Source organism: Nocardiopsis eucommiae (genome assembly GCF_965344335.1).
GTDB lineage: Bacteria > Actinomycetota > Actinomycetes > Streptosporangiales > Streptosporangiaceae > Nocardiopsis > Nocardiopsis eucommiae.
In genome coordinates this window covers 38,129-63,281 of sequence record NZ_CBDRIY010000025.1, presented here as the reverse complement: position 1 = coordinate 63,281, position 25,153 = coordinate 38,129, and the positions used below count along the sequence as shown (strand labels likewise).

Below are 25,153 nucleotides of genomic sequence, written 5' to 3'. Positions count from 1 at the left end.
GGGTGCGTCAGCCGTTCCCGGCCCTGACGCGGGGAACCGCCCTCCCACCCAGGTACAGGTACTCCTCCCCCGTCTCCAGCGCGTGGATCCGCACCGGCACCCAGGTGCGCCGTCCCTCGGGGCGGAACACGAACTGTCCCTCCGTGCCCCCGGCGGGCAGGAGCGGCCACTCCTCGACCGGATCGGGATCCACACCCGGCAGCGGAGCCCGGTCGATCACCCTCAGGGTGCGCCGCTCCCCCTCACCCAGGATCTCCAGTCGTTGGGCGGTGCTCTCGTAGACGGCCGACACCGGCGCCTCGTCGGCCACGGGCCGGGGGCCCGGGTCCGGTGCGGGGTCGGGCCCCAGCGGCGTCGGCACCCGCACGTCCGTGAGGTCGCGGAACACCTCTCCGTACAGCTCCTGGTAGAGGTCGCGTGTGCGGCCGCCGTTGGTCAGGAGCACCACCGCGAACCCGGCGTCGGGAAGCAGGCGGAGGAACGCCGACTGGCCGACGGTGTTGCCGTCGTGCCCCAGCACCAGGCGCCCGTCCCAGCCGAAGCGGATCCAGCCCAGCCCCCAGGAGTCCCCCAGGGTGTGGGGGTCGGGCAGGGTCACCTCGTGGTCGCCCATCGCCCGGGCCGAGGCCTCGGAGAGCACCCGGTCGCCCTCGGCGCCGAGGCCGCGACGCAGGTGGGCCGCCGCGAAGCGCAGCACGTCCCCCGCGTTGGCCAGGACGGTCCCGGCGGGCCCCATCGACCGGGGAATCCCCCATACCGGGGCCACCTCGGGATCGGGCAGACCCTCCACGTGACCGACCGCCGCCCCGTGGAGCAGGGCCTCCTCCGGCAGAGTGCAGGCCCGGGTCATCCCGAGGGGCGCGAAGAGCCGCTCGCGCACCGCCCGGTCCCAGGTGAGGCCGGTGAGCCTCTCGACGATCCGGCCCAGCACCACGTATCCCGCGTTGCAGTAGGAGAAGGCGGCGCCCACGGGGTGCACCGGCTCCGTGTCAGCCAGCAGGGCGACGTAGCGCTCCAGCGCGTCGTCGCCGCGCCCGGTGTCGGTGAAGACGTCCCCGTCGATCCCGCTCGTGTGGTTGAGCAGGTGCCGCACGGTCACTCGCCGGGCCGGGTCGGGCAGCCGTAGTTCGGGCAGCAGCTCCGCCACGGGTGTGTCCGGCGTGAGCAGGCCCTCGTCCACGAGCCCCATGACGACGGTGGCGGTCCACACCTTGGTGACGGATCCGATCTGGAAGACGGAGCCGGTGTCCACCGCGTGCCCGGTCGCGGCGTTGAGGACCCCGTGGGCGACCTCGACCGCCTCGTCAGCGGCAGCGTCGGCGCCGATCCGCAGGAGGCCGAGCTGGGCCCCGGGGACGCCGTGGCGTTCGCTGAGGACCGCCAACCGCGCACGCCAGTGCTCGGGGTCGATCGGTGTGCGCGGCTGGTCGGCCACGGGTGTCCTCCGGTTGCGATCGGGGTGGATCGGTCAGGCCTTGCGGGCCACACCGCCGTACTCGGCGACCGGTCGGAGCGTGCCCACCTCGGTCGGGCCCGGCCGCCACAGCGAGCAGGACACCAGGCCCGGCTCCAGCAGTTCCAGGCCGTCGAAGAGCCCCTCGATCTCCGCCGCCGTGCGGATGGTGATCTTGGGCGTGCCCTTCTCGTTCCACGCGGCGGCCACCTGGTGGGCGCGTTCGTGGTCGATGTCGTCGGTGGGGTGCGAGACCACCAGGTAGCTGCCGGGGGCGAGCGCGCCCAGCAGCCGGTCCAGGATCGAGCGCACCTCGGCGTCGTCGGCCACGAAGTTGACCACGCCGAGCAGCAGCAGGGCCACCGGCTGGTCGAGGTCGAGGGTCTTGCCCGCCGTGGCCAGGATGGAGTCCGGGTCGCGCAGGTCGGCGTCGACGTAGTCGGTCACGCCCTGGTCGGAGCCGGTGAGCAGGGCCCGGGCGTGGGTGAGCACCAGCGGGTCGTTGTCCACGTAGACCACGCGGGAGTCGGGCGCCACCGACTGCGCCACCTCGTGGGTGTTGTTGTGGGTGGGCAGGCCCGTTCCCACGTCCAGGAACTGCCGGATCCCCTCCTCACGGGCCAGGTGGGTGACGGCACGGACAAGGAAGGCGCGGTCAGCGATCGCGTTGTCGACGATCTCGGGGAAGAACGAGCGAATCTGTTCGCCCATCTCCCGGTCAACGGGGTAGTTGTCCTTCCCGCCCAACCAGTAGTTCCAGATCCTGGCGTTGTGGGGGACGGTGGTGTCGATCCTGGCTTCGGTGTTCTCGGGGGGCACGGGTCCTGCTCTCCACTGCCGGGCCCGGCCGGTGCCGGGCGGGGTACGGGACCAGCTAAACGGAAGCACGGTGCGCCGGGCAAGAACCTTAGGTCCTGGTTTGGCGTGAAATCGGTGTTTTGTTGTCTCCAGTACGCCCGTGAGCCCTCTGATGGGGCTCGTGCCGGGCCGGAGGCCACCGAAAACGGCTCGTGGCTCCCACCACCGCCCCGATAGGTTGCGCAGCACGATCCACCGCACCGGGAGGACCAGGTGAAGCACTCCACCGAGGAGTTCGCCCGCATCGCCGCACAGGGCACCGTCCTGCGCTGCCAGATCGGCTCCGTCGTCCACGGCCTCCATCTGGAGGGCCAGAACGACCGCGACGAGATGGGCATCTGTGTCGAGCCGCCCGAGTACGTCATCGGACTCCGCGACTTCGAGCAGTTCATCCTTCGCGACCAGGGCGAACACGGACGCTCGGGCCCCGGCGACCTGGACCTCACCGTCTACTCGCTGCGCAAGTGGACCCGCCTGGCGCTGGAGGGCAACCCCACCGTCCTGCTGCCGCTCTTCGTCCCCGAGGACGAGTTCGTCACCCTCACGCCCGTCGGCCGTGACCTGCGCGCCAACGCCCACCGCTTGCTGTCCCGCCGCGCCGGTGAGCGCTTCCTCGGCTACCTGCGCGCCCAACGCGACCGCATGGCGGGCATCCGGGGCGGCCGTCACACCAACCGCCCGGAACTGGTCGCGAGGCACGGCTTCGACACCAAGTACGCCTACCACATGGTCCGGCTGGGCCTCCAGGGCGTGGAACTGATGGAGTCCGGCGACATCACCCTGCCCATGCCCGAACCCGACCGGAGCTGGCTGCTGGCTCTGCGCCGGGGCGAGCACACCCGCGACGAGGCCCTGGAACGGGCCGGGGAACTGGAGAGCCGCCTGGAGGACCTGTGCCGGACCTCGCACCTGCCCGCGACACCCGACACCGACTGGGCCGACCGCTGGCTGGTCCGGACCTACCAGCGGTTCTGGAACGAGAGCTGAACCACGCTGGTCAGAGCGGGCACCCGACGCGGCGTCCCCGCGACGGAGAGATAGGGTGATCCATCGAAGAGGTAACATGCCGCGCCCGAGACTCCGGGTGTCCCGGTGTGCCGGGCGCCGGGGAAGAACGGCCCACGGTGCCCGGGGGACGACACAGTGAAGGAAACACCATGATCGGAACCATCGCGTTCGTGCTCATGATCGTCAGCCTGTCCATGATGATCATCTCCGGTCTCATCGCGACCCTGGTGAAGACCCGCTAGGGCGGGCTCGGAGGGTGCCGCCCGTCGCGAGCGGTGGACGGGGGCCGCTCCGCGGGCGCCCGTCGAGGTGGTGAAGGGCGGGCGGCACCGGTACCGGTTCGGCGGGTGCGCCCTGAGGGCGCCCGTCACCCGCCCCTCCGCCGACGGCGTGGGGCAAGGGGGGATGTCAACGGAGCCGCCGCGTGACAGGGTGAGGGCGGCCCGTTACCGGGTCCACACCCCCGCTCACGAAGGACCCCCATGCTCACCCTCCCCTCCGCCGCCACGGCGCTCCCCCGACGTACCGGGCCGGTTCTGACGGCCCTCCTCCTCGCCGGTTCGCTCCTGTCCGCTCTCTCCCCCGCGGCCCCGGCCGCCGCCGAGGAGAACCCGTCGGCGGCGCGCACCGCGTGGATGGACGAGATCCCCGACGGCACCAGCCTGGCCGCGCTGTCCATCCCCGGCACGCACGACACCGGTGCCTGGACCGGCTCCGTGTTCTCGCGCACGCAGGACCTCACTCTCTCCGAGCAGCTCGGTTCCGGAGTGCGCTTCCTCGACGTGCGCACCCGCCACTACCGGGACGCCTTCCCCATCCACCACGGCGTCGAGTACCTGAACCTGAACTTCACCGACGTGGTCACCGACATCGGCGCCTTCCTCGACGCGAACCCCTCCGAGACCGTGCTCATGCGGATGAAGAAGGAGCACACCGAGGAGGAGAACACCCGGAGCTACGAGGAGACGCTGAACCACTACATCGAGGAGGACCCGGACACCCGGGACATCCTGACCGAACGCCTGTGGGTGCCGGAACAGGGCGCGGACCGGGTCCCCGACCTCGGTGAGGTCCGGGGGCGCATCGTCATCGTGCAGGACTTCTCCGCGTCCCGGGACTACGGCGTGCACTGGAACGGCGCGTCCCTGGACATCCAGGACGACTACCGGGTCCCCACCCTCTTCGACGTCCCCGCCAAGTGGGAGAAGGCCCGCGACCACTTCGAGCGGACCGCCACCGGCGCCGACGACGTCCTGTACGTCAACCACCTCAGCGGCAGCGGCGCCCCCTGGGCCAACCCGCGCGAGGTCGCGTGGGGCGCGCTGGGCATCCGGGGTGTCAACCCCCGCGCGGTGGACCACCTGCGTCCGGTGGCGGCTCCCCGCACGGGCGTGGTGGTCATGGACTTCCCCAGCCAGGAACTGACCGACCTGGTCATCGCGCACAACGCCGGCTGAGCCGTTCGCGCGCCCGGGCCGGTGCGGACCACCCGTTCCGCCCCGGCCCGGGCGTGGTCCGTTCTCCCCACCGATGGGCGGACCGGCTCACCGACAGCCGGGACCTCAGGTCGTTCGGGCGGCGATGGGGTGGTAGGCGCGCTCCAGGCCCCCGAGGACGTCCGTGACCACGGCCCCCAGGCTGTTGCGGATGTGCGAGCGCACCAGGGCGGCGGCGGCCGTGCCGTCACCGGCGACGACGAGTTCCAGGATCCTGTGGTGTTGCTGGAGGTCGAGAGTGCGCGGCTCAGCGCCAGCGGGCAGTTCCAGGCCGATCCGCCGGTACCGGTCGGCCTTGTCCCACAGGTCGTCCAGCTGTCTGACCATCACGTTGTTGTGGGAGGCGGCGTAGATCGCCCGATGGAAGGCCCGGTGCGCCGTGATGGCGTCCTCACCCCAGGTACGGGTGACCGGCAGGAGTTCGTCGGCCGCCGCCCGCATCGCGGCGATCTCGCTCTCCGTCCTGCGCAGGGCGGCGAGCTCCGTGGCCGACGGTTCCAGTGAGAAGCGGACCTCCAGCAGTTCGCGCGCCTCGGCGGCGCTCATGGGCGCCACACGCACGTCTCGGTGGGCGTCCATCACGACCCACTCCTCACTGACCAGTCGCCTGATCGCCTCGCGCAGCGGGGTGATGCTCATCCCGAGCTCCTCAGCCAGTGCGTACTGCGACAGGCGCGACCCCGGGGCGAGCTCTCCGGAGGTGATCCGGCGACGCAGTTCGGTATAGGCCAGCCCGCCCTTGCTGGAGAAGGCGCTCTCGCTGGTCATCGTGACCTCTCTCACAGAATGTCCACTCACGGGCTTGTGACCCGCGTCTCATGCAGCCTAGACTCCGCCTCGTACTTATAAGGGAGTTATAAGACCTGCGACAGAAGGAGGTCCATGAGAATCGTCTCCGCCCATGTCGGCACCATTCCCATCAGCTCGTCGATGCGCAACGCGTACATCGACTTCAGCAGGATGGACTGCACGATCCTGGCCCTGGTCAGTGACGTGGTGGTCGACGGCAAGCCCCTGGTGGGCTACGGCTTCAACTCCAACGGGCGCTACAACGCCACGGCCATCCTGAACGAACGGGTGCTGCCACGGTTGCGGAACGCCGCGCCGGACGAACTACTGGACGAGCACGGTGCGCTCTCCCCCTCCCGAGCGTGGGAGGTCATGATGCGCAACGAGAAGCCCGGTGGACACGGAGAACGCTCCGTCGCCGTCGGCGTGGCGGACATGGCGCTGCACGACCTCGCCGCCAAGGCGGCGGGCGTGCCGCTCTACCGGTGGATCTCCGACCACCACGGGGACGGCGACCCTGACGAGGACGTCTTCGTCTACGCCGCCGGCGGCTACTACGCCCCCGGCAAGACCCTGGGTGACCTCCAGGACGAGATGCGCGGATTCCTCGACGCCGGATACGAGATCGTCAAGATGAAGATCGGCGGCGCCGACCTGGCCGAGGACCTCAGGCGCATCGAGGCGGTCATCGACGTCCTGGGCGGCGACGGGTCCCGTCTGATGGTGGACGTGAACGGCAAGTTCGACCTGCGGACCGCGCTGGACTACGGCCGGGCCATCGACCAGTACGGCCTGTTCTGGTACGAGGAGGTCGGCGACCCGCTGGACTACGGCCTGAACGCCACCCTGTCGGAGCACTACCGCCACCCCATCGCGACCGGAGAGAACCTGTTCTCGTTGCAGGACGCCCGGAACCTGATCCGCTACGGGGGTATGCGCCCGGACCGGGACTTCATCCAGGTCGACCCGGCGCTGAGCTACGGACTGACCGAGTACCGCCGCGTGCTGGACATGCTCGCCCTGCACGGCTGGTCCTCCCGCCGGTGCGTCCCGCACGGCGGCCACCAGTTCTCGCTGCACATCGCCTCCGCCCTCAAGCTCGGCGGCAACGAGTCCTACCCCGGGGAGTTCCAGCCCACGGGCGGCTTCACCGACGACGCCGTGATCACCGGAGGCCGTGTGGCCCCGGGCGACCTCCCGGGCATCGGACTGGAGGGCAAGGCCCGGTTCCACGAGGTCCTCCGGGGCCTGCACGACTGACTCTCCGACCGACGGCGCTCACGTCCCCTGCGCCGTCCCCGTCAACGTCCGGCCGCGTCGAGGCGACGTGCCGGGGCCCGGTCACCCGCACGACCGACGCTCCCCCGAACTCCCGAACGACCTGTGGCGGGTCGAGCCGAGACCAGAGAAGGTGCAGCCATGGCACTCTCCCATCCGCGTTCCCTGTGGGGAAGCCTGTGGGATTCACACCGGCAGATCAAGGAACTCCTGACGTTCTCCTGGCGCGGCGCGCCCCGACGGACGGAGCTGGTGGCGTCCACCGCGGGCGGGGGCGGGGACAGCGGACCCGCTGAGGCCGTGGGTGGAGCCGAGGCCTCGGAGTCGGCCGAGGAGCCCGACGGCTCCGACCCCGGATACACGCCCGCCCGGATCGTCGGCCTGGTCCTCGGGCCGCTGCTGTTCGTGCTGACGCTGCTGTTCTTCCACCCCGAGGGGCTCTCCCCGGAGGGCCGGGCGGTCCTCGCCACGACCCTCTGGGTCGCGACCTGGTGGATCACCGAGGCGATCCCCATCCCGGTCACGTCCCTGCTCCCCATCGTGCTCCTGCCGCTGTCCGGGGCGCTGGACGGGGACGCCGTGGTCTCGGCCTACGGCAACGACATCATCTTCCTCTTCCTGGGCGGGTTCTCCATCGCGATCGCCATGGAGAAGTGGAACCTCCACCAACGCATCGCCCTCACGATCGTCTCGGCCATCGGCACGAGTCCGCGCCGCATCGTCCTCGGCTTCATGGTCGCGACGGGGTTCCTGTCGATGTGGGTCTCCAACACGGCCGCCACGATGATGATGATCCCGGTCGGACTGGCGGTCGCGTACCAGGCCGCCCGCACCCTGCGGGGCGGGGAGTTCGCCGACGACCTGCCGAAGTTCGAGAAGTCCATGGTCTTCGGCATCGGCTACGCGGCCACCATCGGCGGCCTCGGGACGCTGATCGGCACCCCGCCGCTCGCCATCCTCGCCGCGACCTCCAACGAGCTCTTCGGACAGAGCATCTCGTTCGGTGGCTGGATGCTGTTCGGCGTTCCGATCGCCGTCGCCCTCCTCGCCTTCACCTGGTTCTACCTGACCGGCGTCAAGTTCAGGGTCCGGTTCAGGCACCTCCCCGGGGGCAAGGAGATCATCCGGGAGGAGCGGAGGTCCCTCGGCAGGACGTCCACCGAGGAGAGGGTCGTGTTCGCCGTCTTCCTCGCGGCGGCGTTCCTGTGGGTGACCCGCACCTTCCTCTGGGAGGACCTCCTCCCGGGGATCAGCGACGGTGTGATCGCCATCGCCGCCACGGTGGCCCTGTTCACGCTGCCGACCAGCGGCGGCAGGGACAAGAGGATCCTCCAGTGGGAGGACTCGAAGAGGATCCCCTGGGGCATCCTCCTCCTGTTCGGCGGCGGCCTGGCCATCGCCGCCGGGTTCGTCGAGACCGGCCTCTCCTCGTGGATCGGTGAGCAGTTGCGCGCCCTGGACGGGATCAGCATCGTGCTGATCATCGTCATCGCCACCGCTCTCGTGCTGTTCCTCACGGAGATCACCTCGAACGCCGCGACGGCGACGATGATCCTCCCGGTCATGGCCGCCTTCGCGGTCTCGCTGAACATTCACCCGTACGCGCTGATGGTCCCCTGCGCGATGGCCGCGAACTGCGCGTTCATGCTCCCGGTGGGCACACCGCCGAACGCGATCATGTTCGGCACGGGGAAACTGACGATCATGGAGATGGTGAAGGCCGGTTTCTGGCTGAACTGGGTCGCCCTCGCCCTCATCGTCGGGGGCACCCTCTACGTCCTGCCGTGGCTGTGGGGTATCGACCTGATGACCCTGCCTCCCGCTTTCCAGTGACCCGGCGCGAGGCCCGTCTCCCGGGCCGCACGCGACCGGACCCGTGGAAGCCCGGGGTGTCCGTGAACCGGTGATCGGGCCCGGGAGACTGACCGCCACGTGGAGCCCACCGGTCTCCGAGGCCCCCGCGTACCACCGACCGTCGGCCTTCCGGGCGTGCTCGACCGCCCGGAAGGCCGGCGCCGCGAGGCACCGTCCCGCGAGCGCGTCACGCCGCCGCACCAGGCGATGGCGGTCACGAGCCCGTCCCACACGTCGGCATATCCGTACGTGCGGGCCGCCCTTCAGCCGCCTCCACGAGGCCGACCGAGGGCACGGCTCCGCTGGGCGCCGGTGCGGATCACCCGTCCACCGCGTTCCGCACCGGCGGTCACGCGGGTCCAGGGTACGGACTCCCTCCCTGTTCCCGTGCGCGAATTCGGCAAGATTCTCGTGTGGATCACGTGAGCCGAAGCGGCACCTTTATGTCGTAGATTTCCCGTTTGCGCACCTCGTTCACCTGGAGTTCGGGATCTCCGTCGGTGACCAGTGAATATTTCCGGCCTATCGGACACGAATTCTCGTTCGGGTGATCCCGCCGCACCGCTTTCCCTAGGCTCGCTCCGAAATACCCCTTCTGACGAAGCCCCCCTTCCGCCTAGGAGCGTCATGCCCCCGACACCGGAGACCGTCCTGCCGCGCAACCCCTACCGGAACCTGGTTTTGCTGGCCCTGGCCACGCTCTCCGGGCACGGTGACTCTCCCGGCCTGTGGGAGGACGCACACCGACTGGTGACCGGGGCGCTGCCCCGGGGCCGCCGCCACCCGCGCCCCCACGAGTACGCGAGGACCCGCCGCCGGGTGCTGCGCAGATCGCTCCGCCCCCGGAGCTGGCACCCCCGTGGCCGGGCCGGGCTGCGCGTCTCCCCCTGGGACGGGGCGGGTGGTGAGGCACGCGCACTGGACGCGCTCGACGGGCTGGACGCGCCCGCCCGCGCCGCCTACACCCTGATGCGGCTGGAATCCCTGGAGGCGCGGGCCGCCGCCGACCTCCTCCGGTCCGTCGGGGTCCGGGACGCGGCCGCCGCCGTGGAACGGGCCCGGCGGGCACCGTCCACCCCTCCCCTGCCCGACCCCACGGTGGTGCGGGTGAGCGGCAGGGGGTCGTGGCTGCAGCGGCGCGGACTGGTGGCGACGACCGGCGCCCTGGCACTGGGGGTCGCCGCCGCCCTGGGTCTCACCACCGCCGACCCCGGTGGTGGGACGAGCCCCGCCGTTCTCGCGGGCGCGCCCCGCCTCTCCCCCGCCACCGCCCCGGACACCTGGCGGGAGAGCTTCCGGCTGGACCTGAACGCCTGGCACCCCCGGGGCGGCGCCGTGGAGGACGACGCGCTCCTCCGTCGCGCGCTGACGGCCTGGTCCGAACAGGAGTCCGAAGAACGGGGGCTGCCTCCCGGCGCGCCCCGGGTGCTGTTCGCGGGCACCGTGGCCGACCGTGAGGTCGTCCTGCTGCACGACGGCCCGCGGGTCGCGCGCTACACACGAGGGGACGGAGCGGGAACGGAGGTGGTCGAGGTCTTCCCGGAACCCCCGAACGGTGTGGCCAACTGGCCCGCCCTGCGGCTCGCCGACACCGACGAGGGCACCCACTACCTGCTCCCCCCGTGGGTGACGGAGGCCGCCACCGCCCCGCTCGGGCATCCCGACGCCGACTGGTCCGAGGTGCGCCTCCAGCACGGGGTGACGGAGGCCCTGCCCACCGGCGGGTACTGCGGCGTCGGCCCGGTGCTGCGCCTGCGCGCCCCCGAGGTGGCGCACGGCGAGCCGTACTCGGCCATCGACCTGGGCGGTCCGGACACCGCCCACCTGGGGTACATGCCGCCCCCGCCCTCGGAGATCAGGCGACTCGGCCCGCACGAGGTGCTGGACGCGGAGCGCGGCTTCGACCTGTGGGGAGAACTGGCCTGCGCCGGTGGGACACCGGAGGAGCCGGTGCGGACGGTGACCGCGTGGGAGTTCGCGGTCCAGGAGCTGCCCGGAGGCGGCGAGGGCCGCTGGACCTGCGTGCGCTTCGGGGCGCACGACGGCGGCGGGCTGGCCCGCGCGGTGCTGGTCACACGGACCGACGAGGGCACCCGAACCGTGGTCGCCGGTGAACGCGACGGCGGCTGGTCCTGCAGCAACCTCGACCGCCAGGTGGCGGCGGGCACGTGGTGGCAGGACGACGGGAGCCGGTGGCACTACCTGGCCGCCGCCTCCCGCGAGGCCGCATCGCTCACGGTGGCGGGCGGCGCGGAGGGCGCGGCCGAGGACGGTGAGGGCGTGCTCGCGGTGAGCGGTCCGCGCTCGGAGGAGCCGCCGGGCGGGGAGGTCGATCTGACGGCCCTCGACGCGCACGGTGAGGAGATGACCGTCCTGTCGCGCTGAGGCAGAACGCCCGCCCTACCCGGATTCGCCCGGGATCAACGGGCCGGAGGTCACCTCCCGTGCCCGTGACCGCTTCCGGCCATACTCACATGCGTATGCACGTGCAACTGCACCGTCGGTGATATCACTGGGTACAGAGTCCCCCATTCCGGACGGGAGCCAGGGGGTGGCGAACCGGGTGTTCCAGGTCGGGTTCGCTTTGCCACGAACCTCCCGAGATCCCACGGCGCCGCGGTCTCGGAACCGGAGCGGATCCGCTTTCGGCCACGCGCCGTAGTTAGGGTGAACGCATGTCGATTTGGGCGCGGGGAGATCGTACGGGGCGAGTCGGGGAGGCCCTCCTGATGCTGGAGGGGCAGGGCATCATCGACGGGCTGGAGTTCCTGCCCGCCGAGGAGAAGCCCTACCGTGTGCGCGTCCCCGCCGGGATCGTGCACATGGACGAGGACGAGGCCTCCATGTTCGCGTTCGGGGCGGTCGTCGGGTCCTTCGGCAAACTGGCCCGGCAACCGGCCTGACGCCGCTACCTACGGCCGATCGTGCGCAGGATCGCGTCGAGCAGGAGGTCCCGGACCATCGTCCGGTGTTCCGGGGTGTGCGGCACGGTGAGTTCGTTGTTGAGGGTGGACAGGCACAGCCCCACCGTCATCTCGGCGAGCGGCAGTGCCGGGCGTCCGTCCCTGGGCAGTTCCTCCACGAAGCGGCCCACCTCGATCGCCTCGCGGACCGCCTCGATCCAGGGTCCGATCCGCTCGCGCCACCACCGGCGCTGCTCCCCCGGCTCCGCGCCCAGGCCCGAGGCGGCGGCGAGCAGCGCGCCCGACTCCACCCACAGCTCCGTCCAGGCGTCCACCAGACGGCCCAGGTATCCGTCGATGGACTCCATGCGGCCGAAGGTGAGGTCCACCTGGGAGGCGAAGGCGGTCAACCGCACGTCCACGGCGGCCTGGAGCACCTGGTTCTTGTGGTTGTAGTAGCGGTAGACGGTGGACCGGTCGATGTCGACGCCCTCGGTGATCTCCTTGTAGGTGATCTGACTGAAGGGCTTGGTCCGCAGCAGCTCCACCAGACTGTTCTGCAACTGGAGCATGCGCTGCGCGGCCCGGAGGCTCCCGCTGGTCCCGGAACTCGCGTCCTGCGGCGCCGTCATGTGAGATCCGTCCGTCATGAGCCCCCGCGGCCCTCGTGTGCCAACGCCCTCAAGCTTGCCCCAGATCGGGACGTATGCCAACACGCCGTTGGTCCCCCAGGGAACCCTGTGGGTCGCCCCCGCTACCCTCTGCGGGCCCGGTGCCCGGCCAGGTAGTCCCGGTACCAGTGGTAGCTGTCCTTGGGGTGCCGCTCCAGGCTCTCGTAGTCCACGCGCACCAGTCCGAACCTGCGCTCGTACCCGTAGGCCCACTCGAAGTTGTCCAGCAGCGACCACACGAAGTAGCCCCGGACGTCCACCCCGGCCTCGATCGCGCGCCCCAGGGCCGCCAGATGGTCGCGCAGGTAGGCGACGCGCTCCGTGTCGTGGACCCGGCCGTCGTCGTCCGGGCGGTCCGGTTCGGCCGAACCGTTCTCGGTGATGAGGAGGGGCGGGAGACCCGGGTAGCGGCGGTTGAGGTCCACGAGGAGCTCCTCGAAGGTGTCCGGCACGACCGGCCATCCCATGGTGGTGCGCCGCCACGGGCCGGTGAACTCCACCTGTTCGGCACCGACGTCCACGGCGGTGCGCAGGGCCGGGTCCGGTTCGGTGTGCGGGGCGTCGCGGAACATGAGGGGCCGGTAGAAGTTGACGCCGAGGAAGTCCAGGGGACGGCCGATGATCTCCAGGTCACCCTCCCTGCGGTGGGTGGCGTCGGCCAACGGCCCCCAGACCTCGCGTTCGTTGTCCGGATAGGCGCCGGTGAAGAGGGGGTCGAACCAGGTCCGGTTGTGCGGGGTACGGACGCGTTCGACCGCGGCACGGTCCGCGTCGGAGTCCGTCGCGGGGACCAGGTGGTCGGGGTTGAGGGTGATGCCGACTTCCCCGGCCCCGGCGTCCCGGAGTTCGCCCACGGCCAGCCCGTGGCCGAGGAGCAGGTGGTGGGCGGCGGCGAGGGCGCCGACGCCCTCCCTGGTGCCGGGGGCGTGGCGGCCGACCGCGTGTCCCACGAAGGCGCTGCAGAAGGGCTCGTTGAGGGTGATCCAGCGGTTGACCCGGTCGCCCAGGTGGTCGGCGACGATCCTCGCGTACTCGGAGAAGCGGTGCGCGGTGTCGCGGACCCGCCACCCGCCCTCGTCCTCCAGTGCCTGGGGCAGGTCCCAGTGGTAGAGGGTGAGGGCCGGTTCCACGCCCGCGTCGAGGAGGGAGTCGACCAGACGGTCGTAGAAGGCCAGGCCCCTGGCGTTGGGGCCGCCCCGTCCGTCGGGCTGGACGCGGGGCCAGGAGACGGAGAACCGGTACAGGTCCACGCCGAGCCCGGCGATGAGGGCGACGTCCTCCTCGTAGCGGTGGTAGTGGTCGCAGGCGACGTCGCCGGTCTCCCCGCGGGCCACCCGGCCGGGCGTGCGGCAGTAGGTGTCCCAGATGGACGGTCCGCGGCCGTCCTCGGCGGCGGCGCCCTCGACCTGGTAGGCGGCGGTGGCGGTACCGAACAGGAGGTGCGCGGGGAGTCGCGGTGCGAGCATGGGGACCCTTCTTTTTGGGAGCGCTCCCATACTGACGGTCGAACCGGCCCCTGGCAACCCCCGAACCAGAACGGGTCCGGACCCGTCACACTCCTGGGTGCGCCCCGGCGACCGCCGGAACGCAGGGAAAGGGACGGTATGAGCCACACCGACTACTCGCGCATCCTCCTGTCCAGGGACGGTTCCCAGGACCGGAGGATCCGCGAGCTCCAGGAGGACCTGAGCGTCGCCCACGCGCGGATGGACCGCGAGCGCAGCCGCATGCGGTCCGAACTGGGGCGGGTCAGGGGCACGCTGGAGCAGCGGCTCGACCGGGTGTCGGCCACCCTGGACGCGTTCATCGAGCTCAGCGACGTCCGTGCCATCCTCGCGATGTACGACGCCGCCGCCATGGCCCGTCACCGCACCCTCCAGATGCTGGACGGGACCCCCCTTCCCGGCTTGGACCTCACCGACGTCCCCGGGTACTGGCTGGTCCCGGCCGCACGGGGCCTGCACTCCCTCCTGCGGGACGACCTCCCCCGGGCCCGCATGCACTTCGACGAGGCCGCGAGCGTCGACCCGCCGCGTGCCCGCACCTTCGCGGCGCTGGTCGGCGCGCTCACCCGCGCGGAGCACGCCCGCGCCCTCGGCGAGGGCGTCTCCGCGGACCTGCTGCCCCGGCTTCCCCACCCCGACTCCGAGGTCACCCGCGGCCAGCGCGCCCTGTGGATCCTCACCGCCGACGGCTCCTTCGGGGACGACGCCCGCGAACACCTCCTGCTGTCCACGCTGCGCGGCTGGTCGGTCGAGGAGGTGAGGAGCTCGCTGGTCGTGGAGTGGTCCGTCACCGGCCCGGCCACCCAGGGCCGTGGCGCCCGAGCCTCCCGGAGCGGGGGCTCCACGAACGCCACGCCACGGCGTGAGGCCGCCTCGGCACTGGCTCGCCTGCACGAGCGGATCACCCGGATCACCGCGCTGGGAGGTGAGGACTCCACCGCCGACGCGCTCAGCCCGGACCAGGCCAGTTCCGACTTCCTCCGGGACTCCCTGCGACTGCTCGTGGAGGAGGGCAGCCCGGAGGAGGCGCCCCTGCTGGCCGAGGCCAACCGCCTGCGCGCCGTGATCGAGAACAGCGGCCGGGAAGGGGTCCTCCCGGCGTGGGGGGACGAGGTCGGCACCGTGGGCTCACTCCTCCAGCGGGACCTGACCCGGGAGGACGCGCCCCCGCACCGCCGCACGTTCTCGCTGGTCCTCCTACGCTCCGGCGTCCTGGAGGCCGCCGAGGGGCTGGCGAACCAGGCCGGCGGCGCACTCTCCGAGGAGACGGAGGTGAGACTGCACGGGGTCGCGGTTCGCGTCACGTCCTCCGGAGCCGACCGCCAGCAGGTCGAGGAGGCACGTCGGCGGCTGCGTCAGCGCACCGTCCCCGACGGCGGGCACCGGAGGCTCCTCTGGGGCGCAGCGGCCACCACCGGAGCCCTGCTGTTGCTGTCCCTGCTCTCGGGGAACGGCTTCCTGTGGGCGCTGACAGCGGTCGGCGCGGCCGTCGCCGGATACGCCTTCCTCGTGTCCCGACGGGAGGCGGAGGAAGCCGAGACCGTCCTCCGGCACCAGAGCCGCACGTTGGACCGGCAGGTCGGCACGGCGGTGGACGACTGGCGCCGGACCCGGGCGGAGGCCGAGGAGCACGCGGTGACGGCCCGGCGCGACCTGGAGGCGATCCGTTCCCTGCTCGACCCGTGAACCGGCGTCACAGCCAGTCGTTGCGACGGAACAGGAAGTAGAGCAGCAGTGACGAGAGGAACATGAACGCCAGGACGAGCGGCCAGTTGAACACCCAGTGGAAGCCGGGTTGGGGCGCGATGTTCATGCCGAAGACCGACGCGATCAGCGTGGGGACGACCAGGATGCCGCCCCAGGACGACACCTTCTTCATGGCCTCGTTCTGGGCCCGGTCGACCAGGTTGCTCTCCACGGTCATGATGTTGCTCAACAGCTGGCGGAACCCCTCGACGTGGTCCCGGGCGGCCGCCACGTGGTCGGCCACGTCGCGGAGGTGTTCGCGCAGCTCGCCCCTGTGGTGCTGGCCCGGCCGGGGCATGTTGGGTCCGAACCGCTCGGGTCTGTCGAGGGGTTCCATGATCTCGGCCAGGACCTGGCCGAGCGGATCAACGGCCCGTTGCAGCAGGATGATCTGCCGGGCCAGCCGGTAGGTGCGCTGGGAGGCGTTCCTGGCCCCCGCGAAGACGGCGGTCTCCACCTCGTCGATGTCCTCCTGGAGCGCGGCGACGACCGGCGCGTAGTCGTCCACGACCCGGTCCAGGACGGCGTAGATGACCCCGAGGGCGCCGTGGCCCATCATGTGGGGGTTGGACTCCAGCCGGGAACGGATCTGCTCGAAGTCCACCGAGGGGTCGTGGCGGACGGTGATGACCACGTCGCGGGTGCCGAAGACGTGCACCTCCCCCACCTTGATCGTCTCCAGGCGCTCGTCGTAGGTGGCGGGGCGGAGCACCAGGAAGAACACGTCGCCGTAGGTCTCTGCCTTGGGCCTCTGGTGGGCGACGATCGCGTCCTCCACGGCCAGCCGGGGCAGGTCGAACTCCCGGGCGGCCTCCAGGAGCTGGTCCCGGTTGGGTTCGGTGAGGCTGACCCAGGCCCCCAGTGTGGGGTCGGCGCGCACCGCCGCGTGCGCCTCCGCGAGGGTGGCTGCCTCCTGCTGGCGCTCGCCGGAGCGGTACAGGATGATCCGGCACTCACCGGGGGGCGCGTCGGCGGGGAGCGCCGCCTCCTCCCGGCCCAGCGCCATGGTGCGTTCGGGCGCGGATTCGGTCATGGTCTGCCCTTCCCTGGCTGGCCTGACCTGCCCGATCCTGACGCGGAGGGCGCGGGAGGGCGTTCCGACACGCCGGAGCGCGGTCGGACGACCCCGGGGTCAGTCGCGCAGCCCGGAGGCCCGGATGGTGATGTTGAGCCGACCGTTCAGCCCGAGGGCGGGGTCCGCGGTGCCCGGTCGGGTGCGGGGGACCCCGTGGTAGGCCAGCCGGGAGGGGCCGCCGAAGACGAACAGGTCGCCGCTGCGGAGTTCGACGTCGGTGTAGGGGCGGGTGCGGGTCTCGGTGTTGCCGAACCGGAAGACACAGGAGTCGCCGAGGCTGAGCGAGACCACGGGGGCCGGCGACCGTTCGTCGCGGTCCTGGTGCATACCCATGCGCGCGTCGGCGTCGTAGAAGTTGACGAGGGCGACGTCGTAGGGGTCGCCTTCGTACGGGGCCTCGTAGGCGGCCTCGACGGCGCGCCTGGCCAGGTCTCCGAGCAGGTCGGGGAAGGGCTGGACCGGGGTGCCGTCGGGCAGGGTCCGGGAGTAGGAGTACGGAGCCCACTGCCAGCCGAGCGAGGTCATGGACACGCTCATGACCCCGCCGCGCGGCATGGGGTGGCGGCGGGTCCCGGCCGGTCCGCTGGCCCACTCCCGGCACCTGCGGACCAGGTCGGCCTGGGTGTCCGGGGTGAGCCAGCCGGGCAGGTGGACCGCTCCCGGTGCTACGGGGACGGTCGGTGGTCCGAACAGCGCGTCGTCCATGGGTCCATCATGCACGGACGCCCGCGCTCCCGCCCGTGACCGGGCCCGGCGGGGTCGGCACCGCCGGGGCCCGGGACCGAAAGGGGTCAGCGGCGCATGAGGTCGCGGATGTTGACCACGAGCAGGACGATCACGATGAGGACGATGGGCACGGTGATGGCGATACGCCAGTCCGCGATGAAGGCGGCCACCACCCCGACGACGAGGCCGATCACCACCGCCGCGATCGCGATCCCCGTGAGGTACTGGACGAACTTGCGACGGGCCACGGAGTCGATCGCGGCGAACGCCAGAACCACGCCGAGCATGGCCCAGAGCGTCATCTGCCCGTGGAGCAGGAACAGCGTCAGCGCCAGCGAGATGAGCAGGAGGGGCGTGCTCAACGCGACCCACAGGTGCAGGAAGCGGTTGGCGCGCTGCTCACCCGAGGCGTAGGGCATGTGGGGCGCCTTGAGGTGACCGGTCGGTGACGGCACCAGCGGGGTGTCGCTCTCCAGGGAGCGCAGGAGGGTGTCGCGTTCGTCCGCGAGCAGGGCCCGCTTCTCGTAGATCTCCGCGAGCTCCTTCTCCAGTCCCTCGATCCGCTGGGCGTACTCGCGGGCACGCGGACGGGAGGCGGCCTCCCTCTCGAGGGCCATGCGGGCCGAGTCGAGCTGGCGGAGGCGGTCGCGGCGGCTGACGACGTCGCCGTCCAGGCCCCGCAGGCGCGTCTCCAGGCCGCGCACGTGGGAGCGGAGCTCGGCGCGGGCGGCGCTCTCCGTGGGCGCGACCTTCTGGAGCCCGACCCACGCCAGCGGATCGGCCCAGGAGCGGCGGATGGTGCCGTCGCGCTCGTACCGGGGACCGCTGGGGGCGCGCTCGCCCTCGAAGAAGTCGCGGGTGTCGCGTCCCCACAGGCCACGGAAACCGTGCACCCAGGGGGTGTCCTCGTCGATCAGGACGGCGTTCCACTCGCGGTCGCCGCCGGGGCCGAGACGTTCTCCGTCGCCGCGCGCGTAGTCGACGAAGGGAACACCGATCCCGTGCCGGTTGATGGCGGCGTCGGCGCGGAACAGCCGCTGAGTGAACCTGCGCCACCCGCTCACGAGTCCGCGAAGGAACGCGGGGTCCACCTGGATGAGGTAGTCGCCGGGGAGCATCTGGTGGGAGTGCGAGCCCGCGCCGACGTAGATGAGGGGGTGGACGCCGTCCCGGTGCAGGTCGGGGTCGGCCCAGGAGCGGCGCAGGTCGTCGCCGTGGTACTCGTGCGAGGAGGCGCCGACCCACACCGGCCGGGTGGTGCCGTCGGGGTTCTCCACCACGTAGACGGTGACGCGCTCCCAGTCGGCCTCGTGGTCGTTGACCCCGCCGTAGATCGTGCGCCAGTCGTTCATGGCGTAGAAGAACCAGTACTGGAGGACGATGTAGCCGCCCTCGCGGGTGACGCGGCCGTAGTAGGTCGCGCCGCCGTTGTCCACGCGCTCGCGGTAGCGGGTGACGGCGGCGAAGGTGACACCGCCGGGGACGGCGCCCCGGATGAGGAGGGAGAGCTTCATCAGGATGTCGAGGACGCGGCCGAGCACGCCCACGGCGGCCAGGCGCCCGCTCTTGGGGATGACCGAGCGGGCGATGCCCTTGAACCGCCGGGCCTCCTCGCGCAGTGTCTCCTCCTGGACGAAGCGGAGGTGCTTGTGGCGGCCCGGCCACTCCTCCTCGGCCTGGGAGAGCCGGTCGAGGGTGAGTTCGCCCGCGGGGACGATGACGCTCTCGCGTCCGCCGGGCTCCTCGATCCAGAGACTGCAGCTGCGTACGTAGGCGTCCACGTCGGTGGGGAAGAAGAGTTCCCCCTTGGTGCACATGAGCACTGGTTCGTGGGCGCGCAGGAGTTCGAGGTCAGATTTGGCCGCCATGATTCGGACCAAGTTAGTGCATGGGGAGAGGGCCGCGCGCACTGAGGCGCGGTGCGGCGGAGTGGCGCGTGTCATGCCGCCGCCCGGCCCCGGAGAGGGGTGCGGCGACCTCTTCCGGGGCGGGCTCCCGTGGTGGCGTGCCGAGCCCCGTGCCGGAGACCGCGCGGGGCGGTCAGCTGACCGAGGGCGCGCACCCGTCGCGGCTCCAGGGCGTCCGGGAGGTGCCCCACGACCACCTCGGGAGGTACGAAGCGGTCCCCCGCCGCGCCGCGTCCGCCCTCCTGGGGGCACGCGGTGGGGGACCGGGTTCAGGCGGCCCGTTGGGGCTCGCGGTCCTGCGGGGCGTCGGCCGGGGCCGTGAGGTCCCGCACCTCCACCGGGATCTCCGGAAGCGGATTCCCCTCGTGCTGCGCGCTGGCGGTGGCCAGGGAGTCCGGCGGGAGCTCCCCTCCGGCGGTCGGAGCGCCCTCGGACCCCCGGGTGCGGGCGCGACGTCTCCGTACGGTCTCCCTCTGAGGCACGGCGGGCCTGGACCCCCGGTCCCCCCTGGCGGCACCCACCCCCGCGACCACCACCAGGGCCATGCCCACCAGCTGCACGGCCACCGGCGCCTGGCCGATGACGACCATACCCATCACCAGCGCCACGGCGGGTTCCAGGCTGGAGAAGGTGCTGTACCCGGTCCGGCTCATCCGCTGGAGGGCGATCATCTCCAGCAGGAACGGCACCATCGGGAAGAGCAGCGCGATGAGCAGGGTGAACATCACCAGTTCGAGATCGGGCGCGGCGACGGCCGCCGGAGCGCCCAGCGGCGCGGTGACCAGCGCGCCCACGGTCATCGCCAGGGCGAGACCGTGCACGGCCCCGAACCCAGCCCCGACGCGCTGGGTGAGCACGATGTAGCCGACCACGCAGACCGCGCCGGCCAGCGCGAAGCCGATCCCCGCGAGGTCGAGTTCGCTCTGCCAGGGACGGGTCAGGCAGACCACGCCCACGACCGCGGCGACGATCCACACGAGCTCCCGACGGCGACGCATGGCCGCGACGGCGACCACGAGGGTGCCGAGGAACTCGATGGAGGTGGCGGTGCCGAGCTCGATCCGCGCCGTCGCCTCGGAGTAGAACAGCATCATCCCCGCGCTCGCTGTGCCCAGGATCACCACCGCGCCCAGCTCACGCGGGGTCGCGGCGCGCACGGCACGCCACAGGGAGGGGCCACCGATCGCCAGGAGGAGGAGCGCCGCCCACGTCAGCCGGAGCCAGGTGACCGTCGCCGGGCTCGCCTGGTCGAAGGCGGTCACGGCCAGGGCGCTGCCCGTGTGCAGCGTGAACATGGCGACGAGCAGCATGAACGGCGCCGGGACCTGAATCCGGGCACGGCGGGGCGAGGAGAGGAAGGAGCGGATCACCCGACCATTGGACCCATGTCGTTCGTTTCTGTCCACGGACTGATGGTTGATGAACCGTGTAGTTTAGGTTGATGGATTTCACCCGACTTCGACTGCTCGTCGAACTGGAGCGACTCGGGACCATGGCTGCCGTGTCCGAGGTCACAGGCATGAGCACGTCGGCCGTCTCGAAACACTTCGCCGTCCTGGAGAAGGAGGCGGGGGTCCCCCTCCTCGTCCCGGACGGACGGCGGGTGCGGCTCACGCCGGCCGGGCGCAGGCTCGCGGAGCACGCCGTGGACATCCTGGCCCGAGTGGAGGCGGCCCAGGCGGAGTTCGACGGCGACACCGACCCCGTCGGCCGCGTCGACCTGGTGATGTACACGTCGGCGGCGCCGATCGTGCTCCCGGCCCTCCGCCGTCTGCGGCGCGACCACCCCGGGATCGACATCCGCCTGACCGAGTACGAGTCGGACCAGGCGCTGGACCTCCTCCAGGACGGAGGAGCGGATCTGGGGGTGGTGTACCAGTACAGTCTTCTCCCCCGGGAATTCCCGGGCACGCTCACGGTGTATCCGGTGGGAACGGAGGCGCTCCTGCTCTCCCAGCCGTCCCAGGGGGCGGACAGCCGCACGCTGACCCGGCGCCGCCTGCGCGAGCTCTCCGACGCCTCGTGGATCGCCAGCCCCTTCCGTGGCGACGAGGAGGCCCTGCTGCAACGGATGTGCGCCGACGCCGGGTTCACCCCGAGGATCAGGCACCGTGTGGACACCCTGGAGCTGTTCGAGGAGCTGGTGGCCACCGGGGTGGGCGTGGGCGTGGTACCCCGGCTCTCGACCTCCACCCGGCGCGGGGTCGCGCACGCTCCCCTGGGTGAGCTGGGGGGATTCCGTCAGGTGTTCCTGGCCGGGCGCACCGGCGGTTGGGCGTGGCGACCGATCCGTGTGGTCGCCTCCTACCTGCACCAGGCCGCGGAGGACGTGCTCGACGAGGTCCCGTCGCTCCCGTTCTGAGCCCCGGCCACGCGAGGGTCCGGCCGGGAGCCGGACGACGCGGCCCGCCTCCTGGGTCAGCCCGCGATGGCGAAGGGCCCCACTGAGGGGACCGGGACCTTGCTGGCGGCCTCGCGGACGGCGGTGAGCAGCGGCTCGGGGGTGGACCCGGCCCGGGACAGGACGACGATGTGGCGGCGCGCGGTCTCGCGCACCCCGCGTACGACGATCTGCGGGTGGTTGAGTCCCGTCCACGCGAGCCTCGGCATGAGGGCGACCCCGAGGCCCGCCTGCACCATGGAGAAGACGGCGCTGAAGTCGTCGACGGTGTGCACGACCCGGGGCTGGAAACCGGCCTGGTTCGCGGCGGCGGTCACGCAGGAGTTCCACGCCGTTCCCGGCCCGGACATGATCCAGTCCTCGTCGGCCAGGTCCTCGGCCAGGTGCAGGCTGGTCCGGGTGGCCAGGGGGTGCTGGTAGGGCAGGATCGCGTCGAAGAGCTCGACCATGACCGGGTCGCTCCGGAAGTCCGGGTCACCCGCGGCGGGCAGGTGGCTGGTGGACATCGTGACGGCCACGTCCAGGCGCCCGGAGCGCACCATCTCGGCGCTCTCCTCCGGTTCGGCCTGCACGACCTCGAAGGTCCAGCCGGGGTGGCTGGTGCGCAGGCGGGCCAGGGCCGGGGCGACGAGGTCGCTGATACCGGTGGAGAACGAGCCGACCCGCACGACGCCCCGGTCGCCGTCGGTGTACTCGGCGAGGTCGGCGGCGGCGCGTTCCATCTCCGCGAAGATCACGTGCGCGCGCTTGAGCAGGACCCGGGCGGCGCCGGTGAGCAGGAAGCGGCGCCCCTGACGCTCGACGAGGGGGACCCCGGCCTCCTTGGCCAGGGCGGCGAGCTGCTGGGAGACCGCCGACGGCGTGACGTTGAGGGCCTCCGCGGTGGCGGCCACCGTGCGGTGGTGGTCAAGGGCCTGAAGGAGCTGCAACCGCCGAACGTCGATCATGCGTCCCAATTTAGGACAGAACGAACAGGTTTCGATGGTGTTCCGGTCTGATGAACCAGTGTTTCGTGGTGATTCCTTACACATCGTCCACCGGTGCGCCCGCCTCCGACAGCGAGAGCCCAAGAGGAAAGATTTGGCATTTTTTCTCGACAGAGACGTCGCGCTCCCTTTTTCCTCGTGTCACCCCTGTTCCGGTTGATACCGGCACGTACAGTCAGACCCACAGCTCAACCATGGAGTCGTAGAGCGCGACTCCCGGGGGACCGCACCCCATGCTGCTGGAACGGGTGGGAAGAACATGCAAACTTCGCTGATGACCAAACCTGGCTCGACGAACGTCGGCGTTCTCGGCTTCCGCTACCTCGGCGCCCACGAGGTGGAGGAGCTCGCGGACCTGTGGGGCGCCCTGCACCAGCAGCACACGATGACCGCCCCGCACCTTGAGGACATCATCAGCTCGGTGGGCCTGGACGAGTCCTGGCGCCGCCGCCGCGCCCAGTACCTGGACTGGCTCCGCGATCCCGACACCATGGCGATCCTCGCGGAGCACGGCGGAGACCCGGCCGGGTACGCGATGGTCACCGTCCGCGAGAGCGCGCAGGGCAGCTGGGACCGTGGCGAGCGCGTCGCCGTCGTGCAGACGTTCGCGGTCGACCCCGACTACACGGGCACCGGCGTGGGTTCCAAGCTCCTGGAGGAGGTCCGCCGCCAGCTCGCCTCCACGGGCATCCGCGACATCGAGTTCTCCGCGCTGGCCACCGCTTCCGAGGACATCAGCTTCCTGGAGCAGGAGGGCTTCCGCCCCTTCGTCACCACGATGGTCTGCCGCGTGGACGGTTTCGGCGCCCACGACTAGGGAGTGCTTTTTGGATGCTTTCGCCGGTGGCGGCGGAGCCGCCATCGATGCGAGCGGCCGCCAGGCCATCTCTCGCAAGACGAGGAGCGAGAGCGCCCCTACTGTGCGCTGCTACGCAAGCTCCGCGGCTTCGCACAGCGGGGGCCCGCCCGGGGTTGGCTGTCCGAGCTTCATCGGCGCGGCGAGAGGCAGCCTGGCAACGCGAACGCGGAATGATCCACAAAACACGATCTAGGCCTCCCCCCTCCCTCCCAGGCGGGAGGATCCGCGGTGACGGCCCCACGAACCAGCCCCCGCGCGGTCATACCCACGTCCCGCGCGGGGGCTTCTCCGCGTCCGGGCCCGGGCCGGGTCCGGGCCTCCGTCCGGCGACACCCCGCGACACACCCCGGCGCGGGCGGGCGACGAAGCGCTACGCTCGGGCCCGTGGCCTCCTCCGACTCCAGCACCTGCATCTTCCCCGGTTGTACCCGCCCGGTTCCCCGGGGGTCCTCCCCCGGACGCCCTCCGCAGTACTGCGACCTGCCCGAACACACGCGTTGGCGGGCCTGGAAGGAACGGCAGCGACTGGCCCAGGAGGCCGAGAACGCCGAGGAGGCGGCCCGCGCCGAACCGGACGAGAAGTCGGCGGCCACGGCCCCCGCCCAGGGCGCCGAGCCCGTCACCGCCGCCCGGCTGCGCGCGGACGACCTCCTCACGAGGTTCGCGGTCCAGGCCGAACAGCTCAGCGCCACCCTCGACTCCGCGACCGAGGCCTTCGCGACGATGTCCGACCCGGCCGCCGCCGAGGCGCAGGTGGAGGCGGCCCGGCTGGCCGCCGCCCGGCAGGTGTCGGAGGCCGACTCCGCCCGGTTGGAGGCGGAGAACCGCCGCAGGGAGGCCGAGTCCGCCCGCCGCTCGGCGGAGGAGACGACCGCCGCCGCGGTGACCGCCACCCAGGACGCCGAGCGCATGGCCGAGGAGGCCCTGCACCGCAGGGACACCGCCGAGGCCGAACGTGAACGCCAGGCAGAGCTGGCCCGTACCGCCGTCGCCGAACGCGACGCCGCCGTGGCCGAGGCCAACGCCGGGCTGGCGGCCGCCGAGCGCAGGATCACCGAGACCGCCGAACGCGCGCAGACCGAGCTCCTGCAGGAGCGGGCCGTGTCGGCCGAGCGTCTGGAGCGGGTCCTGGAGGAGTCCGAGCGTCTGCGCGCCGACCTGGCCGAGCAGTCCCGCCGCCGGGACGAGGCCGAGTTGGCCGAGCGCGGCGCCCTGGCCCGCGCCGAACACGCGGAGGAACAGGCGGCGCGGAACGCGAGCACCCTGGAGACCGAGCGTGCCCGGTTGGGCACCGAACTGGAGCGCGCCCACCAGAGGCTGGAGTCCGACCGGGCGGCGGCCGAGGCCGAGCGCGGCCGTCTCACAGCCGAGCTGGAGCGCCTGACCAGCGACCTGGACACCCAGCGCCGCAACGCCGAACTCACCCTCACCGAGGCCAGGGAGGCGGCCTCCGCGCGTCTGTCCGTGGCGGAGGAGGCGCGCGACCGCGCACTGGAGCGTGCCGAGCGGGCGGAGAGCGAGCTCGAAGGCGCGAAGGAGGCCGCGGCTCAGAGTGCCTGATAGGGCACATCTGCGGCCTACGTGCCCTTTCGTCACGGTATTTCGGCTTAGGATGGCCACGTGCGAGATCTGGGAACC

Annotated in this window: 20 protein-coding genes; 10 read left to right on the top strand and 10 right to left on the bottom strand. The window is 71.7% G+C overall.

What is annotated here, in order from left to right; all coding sequences use genetic code 11:
- Positions 1-7: 7 nt before the first annotated feature.
- Positions 8-1,435 carry a serine hydrolase domain-containing protein gene (locus ACRWK8_RS17080; protein ID WP_431871466.1) on the bottom strand — a complete coding sequence of 476 codons (1,428 nt, stop codon included), beginning with the start codon at positions 1,433-1,435 and terminating at the stop codon, positions 8-10.
- Positions 1,436-1,468: 33 nt separating this feature from the next.
- Positions 1,469-2,272 (bottom strand): SAM-dependent methyltransferase, encoded by an 804-nt coding sequence (locus ACRWK8_RS17075; RefSeq protein WP_378736709.1) that lies wholly within the window; start codon positions 2,270-2,272, stop codon positions 1,469-1,471.
- Positions 2,273-2,524: 252 nt separating this feature from the next.
- On the opposite strand from ACRWK8_RS17075, the gene ACRWK8_RS17070 reads away from it, so the two are divergent.
- Positions 2,525-3,298, top strand: a complete 774-nt coding sequence (locus ACRWK8_RS17070) for a nucleotidyltransferase domain-containing protein (protein WP_431871464.1) — start codon at positions 2,525-2,527, stop codon at positions 3,296-3,298.
- A gap of 503 nt (positions 3,299-3,801) precedes the next feature.
- A complete protein-coding gene (locus tag ACRWK8_RS17065; RefSeq protein ID WP_378736713.1) occupies positions 3,802-4,776 on the top strand; it encodes a phosphatidylinositol-specific phospholipase C in 975 nt (324 codons plus the stop codon).
- Between the two features lie 105 nt (positions 4,777-4,881).
- On the opposite strand, the gene ACRWK8_RS17060 is transcribed toward ACRWK8_RS17065, so the two are convergent.
- Positions 4,882-5,583, bottom strand: coding sequence for a GntR family transcriptional regulator (locus ACRWK8_RS17060; protein ID WP_378736715.1), 702 nt, complete (start codon positions 5,581-5,583; stop codon positions 4,882-4,884).
- A 114-nt stretch (positions 5,584-5,697) separates the two neighbouring features.
- On the opposite strand from ACRWK8_RS17060, the gene ACRWK8_RS17055 reads away from it, so the two are divergent.
- From ACRWK8_RS17055 to ACRWK8_RS17040, 4 genes are all read left to right on the top strand, one after another.
- Positions 5,698-6,864 (top strand): enolase C-terminal domain-like protein, encoded by a 1,167-nt coding sequence (locus ACRWK8_RS17055; RefSeq protein WP_431871461.1) that lies wholly within the window; start codon positions 5,698-5,700, stop codon positions 6,862-6,864.
- 159 nt (positions 6,865-7,023) lie between these two features.
- Positions 7,024-8,715 carry an SLC13 family permease gene (locus ACRWK8_RS17050; protein ID WP_378736719.1) on the top strand — a complete coding sequence of 564 codons (1,692 nt, stop codon included), beginning with the start codon at positions 7,024-7,026 and terminating at the stop codon, positions 8,713-8,715.
- 648 nt (positions 8,716-9,363) lie between these two features.
- Positions 9,364-11,121 carry a hypothetical protein gene (locus ACRWK8_RS17045; protein WP_431871459.1) on the top strand — a complete coding sequence of 586 codons (1,758 nt, stop codon included), beginning with the start codon at positions 9,364-9,366 and terminating at the stop codon, positions 11,119-11,121.
- A 344-nt stretch (positions 11,122-11,465) separates the two neighbouring features.
- On the top strand, positions 11,466-11,639 hold the full coding sequence (locus tag ACRWK8_RS17040) for a hypothetical protein (RefSeq protein ID WP_352388623.1): 174 nt from the start codon (positions 11,466-11,468) through the stop codon (positions 11,637-11,639).
- Between the two features lie 5 nt (positions 11,640-11,644).
- Here ACRWK8_RS17040 and ACRWK8_RS17035 read toward each other — a convergent pair whose 3' ends face one another.
- The gene (locus ACRWK8_RS17035) at positions 11,645-12,211 is read right to left on the bottom strand and encodes a TetR/AcrR family transcriptional regulator (protein WP_378736955.1); all 567 of its coding nucleotides are present in this window, start codon (positions 12,209-12,211) and stop codon (positions 11,645-11,647) included.
- Between the two features lie 182 nt (positions 12,212-12,393).
- Positions 12,394-13,776 (bottom strand): GH1 family beta-glucosidase, encoded by a 1,383-nt coding sequence (locus tag ACRWK8_RS17030; protein WP_431871457.1) that lies wholly within the window; start codon positions 13,774-13,776, stop codon positions 12,394-12,396.
- 138 nt (positions 13,777-13,914) lie between these two features.
- On the opposite strand from ACRWK8_RS17030, the gene ACRWK8_RS17025 reads away from it, so the two are divergent.
- Positions 13,915-15,501, top strand: a complete 1,587-nt coding sequence (locus ACRWK8_RS17025) for a hypothetical protein (RefSeq protein ID WP_431871455.1) — start codon at positions 13,915-13,917, stop codon at positions 15,499-15,501.
- Positions 15,502-15,508: 7 nt separating this feature from the next.
- Here ACRWK8_RS17025 and ACRWK8_RS17020 read toward each other — a convergent pair whose 3' ends face one another.
- From ACRWK8_RS17020 to ACRWK8_RS17005, 4 genes are all read right to left on the bottom strand, one after another.
- Positions 15,509-16,594, bottom strand: a complete 1,086-nt coding sequence (locus tag ACRWK8_RS17020; RefSeq protein WP_378736728.1) for a magnesium and cobalt transport protein CorA — start codon at positions 16,592-16,594, stop codon at positions 15,509-15,511.
- Positions 16,595-16,693: 99 nt separating this feature from the next.
- Positions 16,694-17,341, bottom strand: coding sequence for an alpha-ketoglutarate-dependent dioxygenase AlkB family protein (locus ACRWK8_RS17015; protein ID WP_378736730.1), 648 nt, complete (start codon positions 17,339-17,341; stop codon positions 16,694-16,696).
- An 86-nt stretch (positions 17,342-17,427) separates the two neighbouring features.
- Positions 17,428-19,230 (bottom strand): hypothetical protein, encoded by a 1,803-nt coding sequence (locus tag ACRWK8_RS17010; RefSeq protein WP_431871452.1) that lies wholly within the window; start codon positions 19,228-19,230, stop codon positions 17,428-17,430.
- 308 nt (positions 19,231-19,538) lie between these two features.
- Entirely contained in the window at positions 19,539-20,639 is a 1,101-nt protein-coding gene (locus tag ACRWK8_RS17005; protein ID WP_378736734.1) for an EamA family transporter, read from the bottom strand.
- A gap of 71 nt (positions 20,640-20,710) precedes the next feature.
- On the opposite strand from ACRWK8_RS17005, the gene ACRWK8_RS17000 reads away from it, so the two are divergent.
- The gene (locus tag ACRWK8_RS17000) at positions 20,711-21,631 is read left to right on the top strand and encodes a LysR family transcriptional regulator (protein WP_431871450.1); all 921 of its coding nucleotides are present in this window, start codon (positions 20,711-20,713) and stop codon (positions 21,629-21,631) included.
- A gap of 56 nt (positions 21,632-21,687) precedes the next feature.
- Here ACRWK8_RS17000 and ACRWK8_RS16995 read toward each other — a convergent pair whose 3' ends face one another.
- Positions 21,688-22,617 carry a LysR family transcriptional regulator gene (locus ACRWK8_RS16995; protein WP_378736738.1) on the bottom strand — a complete coding sequence of 310 codons (930 nt, stop codon included), beginning with the start codon at positions 22,615-22,617 and terminating at the stop codon, positions 21,688-21,690.
- 313 nt (positions 22,618-22,930) lie between these two features.
- On the opposite strand from ACRWK8_RS16995, the gene ACRWK8_RS16990 reads away from it, so the two are divergent.
- On the top strand, positions 22,931-23,473 hold the full coding sequence (locus tag ACRWK8_RS16990; RefSeq protein WP_378736740.1) for a GNAT family N-acetyltransferase: 543 nt from the start codon (positions 22,931-22,933) through the stop codon (positions 23,471-23,473).
- Positions 23,474-23,899: 426 nt separating this feature from the next.
- Positions 23,900-25,075, top strand: a complete 1,176-nt coding sequence (locus ACRWK8_RS16985; protein ID WP_431871447.1) for a coiled-coil domain-containing protein — start codon at positions 23,900-23,902, stop codon at positions 25,073-25,075.
- The last annotated feature ends 78 nt before the right edge of the window (positions 25,076-25,153 follow it).